The sequence below is a fragment of the Mycobacterium sp. NGS11 genome (assembly GCF_059813315.1).
Genome location: NZ_JCALEJ010000007.1, coordinates 1 through 13,044, shown reverse-complemented (window position 1 = coordinate 13,044; position 13,044 = coordinate 1). Strand labels below are relative to the sequence as shown.

Genomic DNA, 13,044 nt, shown 5'->3' with positions numbered 1-13,044 from the left:
AGCGGCTCGTGAGCGGGAACGCCGCGCGCGGATCGGGTGCGCGCGGACCCCGACCGCGGCATGCATGCCACCCCACCGCGTGGTTTCATAACACCGTTTGCGAGAGTTGCCTGGGGAGAGTCCGCCGAGCTTGACGAGCCGGCTTCGAACGATTGGTGGATTAGATGGATCGTCGCAGCATGATGTTGATGTCGGGCCTCGGCATGCTCGGGGCTGCGATGCGCTTGCCGGGCGCGTGGGCGACCCCGTCGGGCCCGCCGGTGCCGGCCGCGCCGGCGGCCGGAGGCGGCGGCTACATCTTCGCCGACGAGTTCGACGGCCCCGCGGGTTCGGCTCCCGACCCGGGCAAATGGACCATTCAGACCTGGCAGGACGACGTGTTCCCGCCGGTCGCGGGGATATACCGCGACGACCGCCGAAATGTGTTCCAAGACGGGAACTCCAACCTCGTTTTGCGCGCCACCCAGGAAGGGGACACCTACTACGGCGCCAAACTGCGGGGCAACTTCCGCAGCATGATCAACCAGACTTGGGAAGCTCGGATAAAGCTGAACTGCTTGGAGCCGGGCCTGTGGTCCGCGTTCTGGGGCGTCAACGAGGATCCGCTGCCCGACGGCGAGGTTGACCTCTTCGAGTGGTACGGCAACGGCTCGTGGCCTCCGGGGACGACCGTGCACGCCGCGTCGAACGGCAAGACCTGGGAGGGCAAGTCGATCCCCGGGATGGTCGACGGCAACTGGCACACCTGGCGCATGCATTGGGGCGAAGAAGGATTTCAATTCGCCCGAGACGGGGCACAGTACTTCAGCGTTCCGAACAAACCCATCCATGTTCACGGCGGCGCCCCCGACGACTTCCGGTGGCCGTTCAACAACCCCGGCTATTGGATGACACCCATGTTCACCCTGGCGGTCGGCGGCGTCGGCGCCGGCGATCCCGCGGCGGCGACCTACCCGGCGGACATGCTCGTCGACTGGATCCACATCTGGTGACTATCGCTGGGCTTCGAGCACCTGGACCAGGTTGAACTGCCAGCGCTCCACCAGCCGGAAGCCCAGGTCGTGCGGCACCGCGAAGGCGGTGCTCGCCCAATAGACCGGGCCTGGCGGCAGCGCCGGGCCCTGCTCGTGCGGCGGCTGGGACGGGTCGGCCTGGGTGATGATCCAGACGACGCCGCACTGGCTCAGCGGCGTGGCCACCACCTCGGGGATGAGATTGGTGTCGAACACGTCGTTGCGGTCGGTCGCCTTCTGCCACAGCGTGAGATCGATCAGCTTGCGATAGGCCTCCGGGCGCGCCGCCAGCAGCGGGCGCATGGGCGCCGGCATGAACGTCACCGTGTCGTTCACCAGTAGACAATCGCCCGGTGCCGCCTTCGCGCTGATCAGGTCGGCGACCTGGCTGTAGTCCATGCCGTATTTGGCGTACGGGTTGCGTTGCACGCGAACATAATTCGGAGCGGCGGCCACCGCGAAAAGGCCGATGACCGCCGTTGTCACCCATGGTTTGGCGGCCACCGCGCCACTGCAGACGCCGAGGATCAACGCCAATGCGGGGGCGGTGAAGCACAAGTAGCGCGGCGTGTAGATCGGGTGAACCAGCGCCGAATACGTGACGATCGCGGCCGTCGGCGCCGCAAGCCACCCCGCCGCGAGCACCAGCAGTTGGCGCTGCGGGCCCGCCGGGCGAGCGGACCCGCTGAGCCACAACACGATTGCCGCGCCGATCAGCAGCGCCGACAGCACTGCGAACGGCGGACACCGCTCGAAGTACTGCTGCATCAGCACGTCTTCGACGGTGCGGTGACCGATGGGTGCCACCCAACTGATCTGGTGTGCCTGGCCGGCCACCGCCGTCAGGAACGGCAGCAGTGCGGCCACTGCTGCGGCCGAGGCGATCGCGAAGCCCAGCAACGTCATTCGGCGTCGGTGGAAGATGCACACGAACACGACATAGGCCGCCAGCAACAGCGCGAGGTACGCGTCGAGCAGGATGGAGAAACCCAGAGCGACGGCATACGACAGCCACAGCCACGCGTTGTCGCGGCGCGCGGCGTGAACCAGCAGGACGGTCAGCCACACCGCGGCCATCATCGACAGCGCGTAAGGGCGGGCCTCGATGCCCGCCCACGTGGTCCGCGGCAGGATCGCACAGAACGCACCGGAGGCCACCGCGACGCTGCGGGAGGAGAACTGTTTCCCCAACACCACGACGCCGGCGGCCGCGCCGCCCGCCGCCAGCGCGCTGGGCGCGCGCGACCAGAACTCGGTGGGCGGAAAGACCTGGAACCAGCCGTGCATGAGGACGTAATACAGACCGTGGACGGCGTCGACATTGGCCAGCATGTGCCACAGCTGGCCCAGCGACCGGCTGTAGGCGGCCGAGATGGTCGCGGCCTCGTCGTACCAGAACGAGGGCCGGGCGGCGCCGGCCATGCTCACCGCGGCGGCCACGATCGCGATCACCAGCGGGTCCAGCGCGGCCGGCGCCGCCCACCGGCGACCGTCCGGCGCGCCGCGGCGACCGCCTGACGCCTCGGTGGTTGCGATGCTCACCGAACCGCCCTGGACGTCGCGGTTTGGCTGAACACACCGCTATGTTGCCAGAAGCCAACTGCCCCGATCAGGGGGCTCAACGATGCGCCTGTTCGAACGTATGATCGATCAATGGGTCCGCTCGCGTCGATCGGGTACAACGGCCAACCGGTCCGCAGCCCGTTTCGGGTGGTCCGTCCCGCGATCGCGGTTCTGGTCGACCTGACCGTCCTCTTCCCGCGCGAGCCGCACCGCTCGGGGCGGTATCAGCCCAACGGTCTGCAGCTGCACAAGGTCGTCGAGGGGTGGCTGAGCTGCTGGGCCCTGTGCGAGCAGGGCGACTGGTGGGGCCTGGTGACCTATCCCGTCGCGTACGGATCCAAGCGCAGAACCGTGACGCACTGGGTGCCCGCGTGGACGCTGCGCCGCAAAGGCTGACCGGTGCGGTCAACCGCTGCGTGAGCGTCACGCCAATGCGATGATTGCTGCCCGTGGAGGCAAGTTGGGCCGCGGTGCTGGGCAAAGTCGTCGCGCTGGCGGCGGTCATCGCGCTGTCACCGATCACGGTCATTCCCGCGGTGCTGGTGCTGCATGCGCCGCGCCCACGCCCGGCCGGCCTCGCCTTCCTGGGCGGCTGGCTGCTGGGGTTGGCAGCTCTCACCGCGGCGTTCGTCAGCGGCTCGGAGCTGCTCAGCGGCTTCCACGCGACCCCGCCGAAATGGGCGGCCTGGGTGCGGCTGGCCTTCGGCCTGGCGCTGATCGCCCTGGCCGCCTACCACTGGTTCATCAGGTATCGCCAGCGCAACATGCCACGCTGGATGCGTTCGTTCTCCACGCTCTCGCCGGTACGCGCCGCAGTGATGGGCGCCGTGCTGGCGCCGGTGCGCCCAGAGGTGCTGATCCTGTGCGCGGCCGCCGGCCTGGCCGTCGGCAACAGCAGCCTGAGCGCCGGCGCCCAGGTGATCGCCGCCGCGATCTTCGTCGTGCTCGCCGCGTCGACGGTCGCCATCCCGATACTGGCTTACGTCGGCGCCGGTGACCGCCTCGAGGACGCCCTGGAACGTCTCAAAGCCTGGATGGAGGCCAACCACGACGCGATGATGGCCGTCATCCTGTTCCTGATCGGGTTGATCGTGCTCTACAACGGGATTGGCACGCTGGCCTGACCCGGTTCGGCGCGTTCGACGTCGCATCGCCCGCGGCGATGGCAGGATGCCGCCCATGGCAGGAAGCTGGGGGACGGTGCTGACCGGCCTCGTTCCGCTCGGACTGGTCATCTCGCTCTCACCGCTCACTGTCATTCCGGCGGTGCTGGTGCTGCAGGCGCCGCGGCCGCGGCCGAGCAGCCTCGCGTTCCTGGGCGGCTGGCTGCTCAGCCTGTCCGCGCTGACGGCGCTGTCTGTCGCGGCCTCCGGCCTGCTGGGCGGCCTGGACAAGGCGCCTCCGCGGTGGTCATCGTGGCTGCGCGTGGTGCTGGGGTCGGCGCTGATCGTCTACGGCATCTACCGATGGCTCAACCGGCACGGTCAGGCCGAATCCCCGGCCTGGATGCGTTCGTTCGCCAGCATCACCCCGGCCCGCGCGGGGATCATCGGCGCGGTGCTGGCCGTGGTGCGCCCGGATGTGGCGCTCATCTGCGTCCCGGCGGGATTGGGCATCGGCACCAGCGGACTGGGCCTCGCCGGCGACTGGGCGGCCGCGGCTTTCTTCGTGGCCATCGCCGCCTCCAGCGTCGCGATCCCGATATTGGCGTACGTGGCGGCCGGTAGCCGCCTCGACGACACGCTGGCGCGGCTCAAGGACTGGATGGACCGCAACAACGGCGCCCTGCTCGCGGCGGTCTTCGTGGTGATCGGCGCGATGGTGCTCTACCACGGGATTCACGCCCTGTAGCCACCGTCGGAGAGGCCGGCGTCCTCTTCGAACCCGTTCACCGCGCCAAACACCAACTCGCGGAACAACTCCCGGCCGTAGCCGGTGAGCATGCCCAGGTAGCCCCGGTTGGCCCATTGCGCGGCGTGCCGCTCTTCGTGATGCAACACCCGGTCCAGGTCAAGGCGGCTCACGCGGGGCGTGCGGCTGCCGTCGAGATACCAGGCGTGCCCGGATGAGACGACTTGGCGGAGCTGCCCGCCGGGGTCGGCGGGCTTGCCCGTGTTCATCATGAAGATGTCACCCCAGGTGGTGCCGCCGCGCTGGCTGAACAACCGTTGGATCCAGTTGCCGCCCAAGCCCATCAGCATGCCGTTGGGGGTGGCGACCAGCCGTCCGCCGTTGCGGTGCACGAAGGGCACGTCGCGACGGTAGCTCCAGCGATTTGCGTTCTGCCGGAACATAATTCGCGCCACCTCGGCGGCGCTGTAAGGGGTGGAAGGAAAGTCGGTCGGCCCGCCCGGCTTACCGTAGCCGGTATCCGCGTTGAGGATGTAGGTCATCAGCGCGGCGTCGCGGGCGCGGGCGCCGTCGGCGTAGGCCGGGATGAGGAAGAACGCTTGCCGTGCGGGTCCTCGAGCTGGGCCATGCCCTCGAGCACTCCGAAGCGTGCGGCCGTGACGCCGTGCCGGCGGGCGATCTCGGCGACGACGTGCGCGTCCACGCCGCGGCGTTCGGCGTTGTCGCGCCACCTCATGCAATAGCCCTGTGCGTCCATGTCTCCGGACCAATTTAGGGTGTAGCGAATGAACAGGGGGCCCCGCCAACGCGGACGCGGCATCAAACAGATCACCCGGGGGCTGGGCACGCTGGACCGCGAACTGTTCGATGCCATCGCCGAAACGGACACCCCGCTGCTGGACAGGTTCATGCCGCCGCTGACCCGCGCGGCGGACCATTCCAAGCTCTGGGTCGGCATCGGTGCGGCGCTGCTCGCCACGGGCAGGCAAAGCGCGCAGCGGGGCGCGACCCGCGGCTTGGTGACGCTGGCCGTAACCAGCCTGGTCACCAACCAGGTCGCCAAGCGGATCCGCCGGCGGCCGCGCCCCGGGTATGACTTGGTGCCGCTGATCAGGCAGGTCCGCCGGCGCCCGACGTCGAATTCCCTGCCGTCCGGACACTCCGCCAGCGCCGCCGCGTTCGCCGTCGGGGTGGGGCTGGAGAACGCGCCGCTGGGTTTCGGGCTGGCGCTGCTGGCCGGGCTGGTGGGCCTGTCGCGGGTGGCGACCGGCGCACACTACCCCGGCGACGTCATCGCCGGATTCGGCATCGGCTCGGGCTTGGCCGTGCTGGGCGGGCGGCTCGTCCCGCCGATCACCGAAACCGCGCGGCCGCGAACCGAACCGCTCCGCGTCGCCGCGCCGCAGCGGCCCGACGGCGCCGGGGTGATTTTGGTCATCAACCCGGAGTCGGGCAGCGGCACCGGCGCCCGCGTCGTCGAGGAAGTGCGCGCCGAGCTGCCCAAGGTCGACATCCGCGAACTGGGCCCCGACGACGACCCGGTGCAGGTTCTGCGGGGCGCGGCCGAACAAGCCGAGGTGCTGGCCGTGGGCGGCGGTGACGGCACCGTCGCGGCCGCCGCCGGGGTGGCCATCGACGCGGGACTTCCGCTGGCGGTCTTTCCCGCCGGGACGTTCAACCACTTCGCCAAGGACATCGGCTGTGACACCGTGGCCAAGACGGTCGACGCCATCCGGCGTGGCCACGTCGCGTGCGTGGACCTGGTGTGCCTCAACGAAACTCAGATGGTCCTCAACACCGCCAGCATCGGCGCGTACCCGGCCTTCGTGCGGCGCCGCGAGAAACTCGAGAAACGCATCGGCAAGCCGCTGGCCGGGCTCTACGCGATGCTGCGCACGCTGCGCGCGGACCAGCCCGTGCGTATCCGCTATGACAACAAGACCCTGCTGACATCGCTGTTCTTCCTGGGCAATTCGCTGTACCTGCCGAACGGGTTCGCGCCGGCGCGGCGGACCCGGATGGACGACGGCCTGATCGACGTCCGCATCCTCGAGGCCGGCCGGCGCTGGGCGAGGACCAGGATCCTGACCGCGCTCGTCCTGGGGCGCCTGCAGCGCAGCCCGCTCTATCACGAGTTGCAGGTGCCGGAATTCAGCTTCAGTGCCGTCGACGGTCCCACGGTCGTCGCGTGCGACGGCGAGGTCGGCGACAAGTACGACAAGGCCAGCTTCAGCGCGAAGTACCGAATCCTTCCGGTGTTTCGTCCGCTTCGCGACGACCGGTGACTCCCTCGGTGAGGTCGCGCACCCGCGCGTAATGCGCCAGCACCTCGGGCGCGGGCTCCGCGGTGTATTCGTCGGTGGGCGGCGGTTGCCACGCGGGCGGACGGTCCGAGCCGCTCAACGCCCACGCCGCCTGCCGCGCCGCACCCAGCGCGACGTACTGCGCCGGCGCGGGTGCCAGCACCGGCATGCCGAACACCGTGGGGGCGATCTCGCGTAGCGCCCGGGACTGGGCGCCGCCGCCGACCAGCAGGATCCGCCGCGCGGCGACACCGTGCGCGGCCAGATGCGCCACTCCGTCGGCGAGCGAGCACAGCAGTCCCTCCACCGCGGCCCGGGCCAGATTGGCCGGAGTCGCATTCGCGACGCGCAGACCGTGCACCGCTCCGGTTGCGTTGGGCCGGTTAGGCGTTCGCTCGCCTTCCAGGTACGGAATCAGCACCAGCCCGGCGCTGCCGGGAGGCGCCGACAGCGCGAGCCCGGACAGCTCGTCCTGCCCGACTCGCAGCATCGTGGCCGCGGCCTGAAGCACCCGCGCACCGTTGAGGGTGCACACCAGCGGGAGATAGCGCCCGGTGCCGTCGGCGAATCCGGCGACGAATCCCGCGTCGTCGCGCACCGGATCCGCGGTCACGGCGGCCGCCACCCCCGAGGTCCCGATGGAGACGACCACGTCGCCCTCCTCGGCGCGCAGGCCGAGCGCCGCGGCGGCGTTGTCACCGAGTCCCGCTCCGAATGTGCTTGCGCCGCCTTCGGTTCGGTCCGACGGGCCGAGCACGATCGGCAGCTGGGGACGACGGCCGCGCAGCGCCAGTTCCAGCAGATCGAAGCGGTAAGCGCCCGTTGCGGCGTCGTAGTAGCCGGTGCCGCTGGCGTCGCTGCGGTCGGTGGTCAGGGTCGTGATGTCGGATTCGCCGCGCAGGCGCCACGTCAGCCAGTCGTGCGGCAGGCAGACCGCCGCGGTGCGGTCGGCGTGCTGCGGCTCCCGGTCGGCCAGCCAGCGCAGTTTCGCCACAGTGATCGCGGCCAGCGGCACGACGCCGACGGCCCGGGCCCAGGCATGCGCGCCACCGAGCTCGCCGACGAGTGCGCGTGCGGCGCCGGCCGATCGCACGTCGTTCCACAGCAGCGCGGGACGCACCACCCGCCCGGCGCGGTCCAGGCACACCATGCCGTGCTGCTGCGCACCGACGGCGACCGCCTCGACACCATCCAGGCCGCCCGCGTCGTCGATGGCCTTACGGGCGGCGATTTCCCATGCGTCCGGGCCGATTTCGGTGCCGTTCGGGTGATCGGCGTGTCCCTCGCGCACCACCCGGCCGGTGGCGCCGTCGCACACCAGCACTTTGCAGGACTGTGTCGACGAGTCGATGCCGGCGACCAGCGTCATGATCCGCCGGCACCGATCAGCGCCCGCAGCGTTGCGCGGGCACCGTTGCGGTGCAGCGAGTCCAGCGCCCACAGGTAGGACTCGCGGAAGCGTTCGTGGTCGACGAGATCACCGAATACCGAACGGTTGGCCAGGAACGCGACGGGGTTGTCGCGCTGCGAGCGGGCGATCGGAACAAGGGACTCGGCAAGCCGGTCCACCACCTCGATTGGTTGGCCCTGCTCGTCGACGCCCTCGGCATAGCGCGCCCAGCTCGCGACGATCGCCGCGGAAAGCCGCACCGCGCCGCCGGTGCGCAGATTGTCACGCACCACGGGTAGCAACCACTTCGGGATGCGATCCGAGGACTCGGCGCACAACCTGGCCACCGTGTCGCGGATGTAGGCGTTGGCGAAGCGCGGCAGGAGTCCGGCTTTGAACTCGTCCAGCCCCGGGATGCGCTGCAGCGTCGGCATGGCCTCCGAATTCATATAGCGGGCAAGGAACTCGGCGATCAGCGGATCCTGGGCGGCGTCGTGCACCAGCCGGTATCCGGCGAGGTACGCGAAATAGCACAGGCCCTGATGGGAGGCGTTGAGCAGCCGCAACTTCATGGCCTCATACGGCGCCACGTCGTCGACGAGTTGTACCCCTGCTTGATCCAACGGCGGCCGGCCGGCGGCGAAATCGTCTTCGACCACCCACATGGCGAAGGGTTCGGCGATGACGGGCCAGGCATCGGCCACACCGAACTCGGAGTCCAGCCGCTCGAGCACGTCGGGCGTGGTCACCGGCGTGATCCGGTCGACCATCGAGTTGGGGAAGGTGGTCTTCTCGCGCATCCATTGCGCGAGTTCGGGATTGATCTGTTCGGCGTACGACGTGAAGACGCGCCGCGCCATGTCGCCGTTCCCGGCGATGTTGTCGCAGGAGACGATCGTGGGGGAGGGCAGGTCGCGCTCGCGCCGCCGATCGCACGCCTCGGCGACCAACTCGAACACCGCGCTCAGCGGTGGCTGATAGCCGCCCTCGGTGATGGTGAGCGAGATGATCCGGGTGGCCGGATCGGCGAGCAGATCGACCACCGAGCCGGGATCGTCAGGCGCATAACGGTAGTCGACGATGGAGCCGATGACCCGCGGTTCCCGCGTGCCATCGGGGTGTTCGAGGATCAGCGTGTACAGATGGTCCTGGCCGCGCAGCGCGTCGCGCATGCGCAGATCACCCGGCAGCACGCCGATTCCGCAGATCCCGAAGTCCTGGGCCAACCCGTCGCTGAGCAACCGGTCGATGTACATGGCTTGGTGGGAACGGTGAAAACCGCCGACGCCGAAATGCGCTATGCCGACGCCGATTTGACTGCGGTCATACGTCGGGACCGGGATCTTGAGACCGGTCACGTTCGCTGCGTTGAGCCTCACTCGAGGTCACCCTAGCGCGGACCGCCGCGCGCGGGGCTAAAACGCGTCAGGCGTTGGGGCACAAATCGCGCAGCGCGAAGATCACCACGTCTGCGGCCTGTCGACCGTTGATCCCACCGGTGCCCTGGTCGGCGTCCGAGCGCTGCAGCGCCAAAGCCTCCAGCTGTTGCGGAGAAGCGCCCCACGAAAGCTGCTGGCAAAGGTCGGCACCCATCTGCAACAGCTCCGGGTCGCCGCCGTTGACGGCGTGGATGCCGGCGTTGTGCAGGTCGTTGATGAACGCGGCCTGGTCGGCGCGCGCCGGGCCGGCGCAGAGGACCCCGGCGAGCACAAGCGGGCCACTCGCCAGCGCCGCACCCACGAACCGGCCAAACTGCCTGCGTGCCGCCATCAACCTTCTCCCTGTGTGCGCCGGATGCCGATGATGCACTTTTACACAAAACCGCGAACACCCGCTGCACGAACAAGTCGGGGAAGTGAACAGTCGGCCAAGAACGGCGGAGGCTACCCGCGCACCGGCGCGCAATCCAGGCGCCCACGCTCAAGGGCCGCGAAACTACGGAAGTGTCAGATGAGCCCTAGCCGCCGGGGCAAAGGTCACGCTCGGCGTAGCCGACGATGTCGTTGGCCTGCTGCGGACTGAGCCCGCCGGCTCCTTGCCGTTCGTCGGACCGTTGCAGCGCCAAACCCACGAGCTGGGATTCGGGGGCGCCCCACGACAGTTGCTGGCATACGTTCAGGCCCGCCTGCAGCAGAGCGCCGTCACCGCCGGTAACGGCGTGGACGCCGTCTCTGTGCATGTCATTGAGGAAAGTGGTCGCGTCGGCCTGTGCTGGACCGGCCCAGATAAGGCTGGCGAGAAGCGGGCCGCCGAGCAGAGCCGAACCGATGAACCCGGTGGTGAGACGACGTGGGGACATAGCCTCTTCTCCTCGTTACGTCAACAGTTCTAATCTCGATGTTAACTTCTCCGTAACCTTCAAAGCGATAACTGTTCACCAACAGTTTCCTGTGAAGCACCTGCGGAAAATTTAATTCGGTGAGATTCGAAACCCGTCCGGCGACCGCTGGCCTTCGGCGTTTAGTGGCGATCTGCCTTGAGTTCTGATTCGTGACGCCGTTGTGACGTCACCATTTGGAAACGGCACGGTGCGGCGTGGCGCGTGTCGCGCGCGTGCTGCTGACAATTGGCGCGGTCGCGAAAGTGACCTCGGTACGGCTAGGCGGGCCTGCTGCACCAGTGCGAAATAGCTGAGCGTGAATAAAGGAGAGTTGACGCTGATGGCGATCGTCGATCGGTTCAACATCAAAGTAGTTGCCGGCGTTGGGTTGTGCGGAGCTGCTATCGCGTTGAGCCCCAATGCGGCGGCCGCCCCGCTGATCACGGGCGGCAACGCGTGCATCGAGGGGCAGGCCGGCGAGGCGCCGGCCGCCGGCGGTCCGGTCGCGGGCGCAGGGCCCGTGGCTGCTGGTGCGCCGGCCGCCGGGGGCATGTGCGCTGCGCCCATGATTGACATGTCCGGCGTGCCGATGGCCGTGCCAGGCCCCGTGCCGGTCGGTGCTCCGGTGCCGATCGTGCCGCCGCTGCCCCTCGCGCCGCCGATTCCGGTAGTGCCGCCGGTGCCGGTCGTGCCGGCCGGCGCGCCGCTGATTGCGCTGGGTGGGCCGGCGGCTGCCGGTGCGCCCCTGGACGCGGCCGCTCCTCTCATCGACATGTCCGGGGTGAAGGATGCGCCAACCGGTCCGGCACCGAGCGGCGGGCCGGTGCCCGGCCAGCCGGTTCCCGCCGGCCCCTCGGGCGCGAGCTGACGCCGAGTTTTGAGTGAACGGGACGGGCCCGCTGGTTTGTCACCAGCGGGCCCGTCCCGTTGCGTGGCGCGCAGGTAAGGCAACGTCGCCGCGTCCCAAAAGTCCCAAAAGCCGCGCACGTCACGGTGATTGAAGCGACGCACCGGGCTAACGCCTAAGTGCAGAGCTTCCTAATTGTAAGTCGAGTCCACGACCATCACCGGGTCGCCGACGTTGACGTGGTCGTAGTACCACTCGGCGTCTTCGGGACTCAGGCTGATGCAGCCGTGGCTGACGTTCTCGAGCCCCAGTGAGGAGACGGCCCACGGAGCCGAATGCACGAAAAGGCCGCGGTTGGTGATGCGGACGGCGTAGTTCACCGTGAGCAGGTAACCGTTGGGATCGTCGACGGGAATGCCGACGCTGCTCGAATCCATGGTCACCGCAGGGTCTTTGGACAACACGGTATACGTGCCGACCGGCGTCGGGTATTCCGGCCTACCCATCGATGCGGGCATCACGCCTTGCTCGCCGAAGTGCGGCCGGTGGTGCGGCGCCGGCAGTGCGGACGGTGGTCCCGTCTGGACCCCGTCGATGCTCACGGTGAAGGTGTGGTCGGAGATGTTGGCGACCCCGACCACGGCAGGACCCGTTTTGATCTCAGTGGTCACGCCACCGACTGTCAGCGCAATCGTGCTGTGCGCCGGCCAGTATCTGTCCGGAACCCACTGCGCGACATCGTTGTCGAGCCAGTCGAACTTGCCGGTCATGGCGGGCGTTGATTTGACTTCGATGGAGCGCTCGGCCGCCTGCCGATTGGCTACGGGTGCGGTGAATCTCACCAGCACGGGGTGCGCCACGCCGACCACCTCGTCGCGCGCCGGCAGGACCGACGCGATCGCGAACCCACGCGACTGGTTGGATGCCGCCAGGCTCACGTCGGCCGGCGTCACGACAACACTCGCAGCGGCTCCGATCACCGCAAGAACACACCGAACACCCGTCCGCATGGCTCCAATTCCTTTTGAATGACCTAGTTGTAGTAGGGATGATAAATGTGCGCTGAGCTGCGAAAGTACAAGGGCGCGTTGATGTTTGGCCACACCTCGGTCACGTTTTGGCCAAGGGTGTTCGGTTGCGCGGCCGGCGGTGAATTGGGATCGAGTCGTGACCCGTCCGTGGCTCGGCCGCGCGATCTCGGAGTTGCCACTCACGACCGCGTCGGCCCGGACAGCAAAGACGATCGGTGAACTGCAGACCAATATGGCGAAACCCTGGCGCCGCGGAGACGGCGGGTCGAATACTGAGTGGATGAGTAGGCCCGCACCGCCCGTGCTGACGGTCCAATCGAACTGGTCACGGCGCAGTTTTGCCGCCGGTCACGATGTCGTCGTGGGAAGTGACCTGCGCGCCGACATGCGCGTCGCGCACCCGCAGATCGCCCGCGCGCACCTGTTGTTGCGTTTCGATCGCGGCAAATGGATGGCGATCGACAACGGATCCCCGACGGGAATGTTCGTCAATGGCGGCCGGGTCGCCGTCGTCGACATCCGCGACGGCCAGAGCATCAACGTGGGAAGTCCCGACGGGCCGCGGTTGAGCTTCGTGATCGAAAGCCACGACAGGACGGTGGGCCAGCTGCCGCCGACGGTCGAAGGTATGCAGGCCCTCAGGCGCCCCGGCGCCCCGAAACCGGCGCACCCCGAGTACCCGCAGCAACCCGGCGGCTCTTCGCCCCGCATCGCGCGACCGCAACC

At 68.7% G+C, this 13,044-nt stretch carries 13 protein-coding genes and 1 pseudogene; 7 read left to right on the top strand and 7 right to left on the bottom strand.

Translation table 11 applies throughout. The features are described from left to right. Window positions 1-164 precede the first annotated feature (164 nt). Window positions 165-992 (top strand): glycoside hydrolase family 16 protein, encoded by an 828-nt coding sequence (locus tag AC5Y4T_RS11260; protein ID WP_499953011.1) that lies wholly within the window; start codon window positions 165-167, stop codon window positions 990-992. On the opposite strand, the gene AC5Y4T_RS11255 is transcribed toward AC5Y4T_RS11260, so the two are convergent. Next, window positions 993-2,435: a glycosyltransferase family 39 protein gene (locus AC5Y4T_RS11255; protein WP_499953150.1), complete on the bottom strand. Its 1,443-nt coding sequence runs from the start codon at window positions 2,433-2,435 to the stop codon at window positions 993-995. It abuts the gene before it with no gap. Between the two features lie 231 nt (window positions 2,436-2,666). On the opposite strand from AC5Y4T_RS11255, the gene AC5Y4T_RS11250 reads away from it, so the two are divergent. The 3 genes from AC5Y4T_RS11250 (at window position 2,667) to AC5Y4T_RS11240 (ending at window position 4,427) form a co-directional block, all read left to right on the top strand. After that, window positions 2,667-2,972, top strand: coding sequence for a hypothetical protein (locus AC5Y4T_RS11250; protein ID WP_067134226.1), 306 nt, complete (start codon window positions 2,667-2,669; stop codon window positions 2,970-2,972). A 74-nt stretch (window positions 2,973-3,046) separates the two neighbouring features. Continuing rightward, the gene (locus AC5Y4T_RS11245; protein ID WP_499953148.1) at window positions 3,047-3,700 is read left to right on the top strand and encodes a GAP family protein; all 654 of its coding nucleotides are present in this window, start codon (window positions 3,047-3,049) and stop codon (window positions 3,698-3,700) included. 55 nt (window positions 3,701-3,755) lie between these two features. Continuing rightward, the gene (locus AC5Y4T_RS11240) at window positions 3,756-4,427 is read left to right on the top strand and encodes a GAP family protein (RefSeq protein WP_499953010.1); all 672 of its coding nucleotides are present in this window, start codon (window positions 3,756-3,758) and stop codon (window positions 4,425-4,427) included. On the opposite strand, the pseudogene AC5Y4T_RS11235 reads toward AC5Y4T_RS11240, so the two are convergent. Further along, window positions 4,415-5,184, bottom strand: a pseudogene (locus AC5Y4T_RS11235) (hypothetical protein). The gene AC5Y4T_RS11240 and the pseudogene AC5Y4T_RS11235 sit on opposite strands and share 13 nt — an antisense overlap. Window positions 5,185-5,212: 28 nt before the next feature. Here AC5Y4T_RS11235 and AC5Y4T_RS11230 point away from each other — a divergent pair. Further along, window positions 5,213-6,712: a bifunctional phosphatase PAP2/diacylglycerol kinase family protein gene (locus AC5Y4T_RS11230; protein ID WP_499953009.1), complete on the top strand. Its 1,500-nt coding sequence runs from the start codon at window positions 5,213-5,215 to the stop codon at window positions 6,710-6,712. On the opposite strand, the gene AC5Y4T_RS11225 is transcribed toward AC5Y4T_RS11230, so the two are convergent. The 4 genes from AC5Y4T_RS11225 to AC5Y4T_RS11210 form a co-directional block, all read right to left on the bottom strand. Beyond that, complete coding sequence (locus AC5Y4T_RS11225; RefSeq protein WP_499953008.1) at window positions 6,657-8,099, bottom strand: xylulokinase; 1,443 nt, start codon at window positions 8,097-8,099, stop codon at window positions 6,657-6,659. The genes AC5Y4T_RS11230 and AC5Y4T_RS11225 overlap by 56 nt on opposite strands. Then, on the bottom strand, window positions 8,096-9,499 hold the full coding sequence (locus tag AC5Y4T_RS11220; protein WP_499953007.1) for a mannitol dehydrogenase family protein: 1,404 nt from the start codon (window positions 9,497-9,499) through the stop codon (window positions 8,096-8,098). Before AC5Y4T_RS11220 ends, AC5Y4T_RS11225 begins: the two co-directional genes overlap by 4 nt. A 46-nt stretch (window positions 9,500-9,545) precedes the next feature. Continuing rightward, window positions 9,546-9,890: a DUF732 domain-containing protein gene (locus AC5Y4T_RS11215; RefSeq protein ID WP_499917843.1), complete on the bottom strand. Its 345-nt coding sequence runs from the start codon at window positions 9,888-9,890 to the stop codon at window positions 9,546-9,548. Window positions 9,891-10,077: 187 nt separating this feature from the next. Further along, window positions 10,078-10,419, bottom strand: coding sequence for a DUF732 domain-containing protein (locus AC5Y4T_RS11210; RefSeq protein ID WP_499948181.1), 342 nt, complete (start codon window positions 10,417-10,419; stop codon window positions 10,078-10,080). A gap of 352 nt (window positions 10,420-10,771) precedes the next feature. On the opposite strand from AC5Y4T_RS11210, the gene AC5Y4T_RS11205 reads away from it, so the two are divergent. Then, a complete protein-coding gene (locus AC5Y4T_RS11205) occupies window positions 10,772-11,308 on the top strand; it encodes a hypothetical protein (RefSeq protein ID WP_499948336.1) in 537 nt (178 codons plus the stop codon). Window positions 11,309-11,478: 170 nt separating this feature from the next. Here AC5Y4T_RS11205 and AC5Y4T_RS11200 read toward each other — a convergent pair whose 3' ends face one another. Beyond that, window positions 11,479-12,297 carry a L,D-transpeptidase gene (locus AC5Y4T_RS11200; protein ID WP_499953006.1) on the bottom strand — a complete coding sequence of 273 codons (819 nt, stop codon included), beginning with the start codon at window positions 12,295-12,297 and terminating at the stop codon, window positions 11,479-11,481. Window positions 12,298-12,598: 301 nt separating this feature from the next. Here AC5Y4T_RS11200 and AC5Y4T_RS11195 point away from each other — a divergent pair. Beyond that, window positions 12,599-13,044, top strand: a 446-nt coding sequence (locus tag AC5Y4T_RS11195) for an FHA domain-containing protein (RefSeq protein ID WP_499953005.1), incomplete at its 3' end; no start/stop codon positions are given.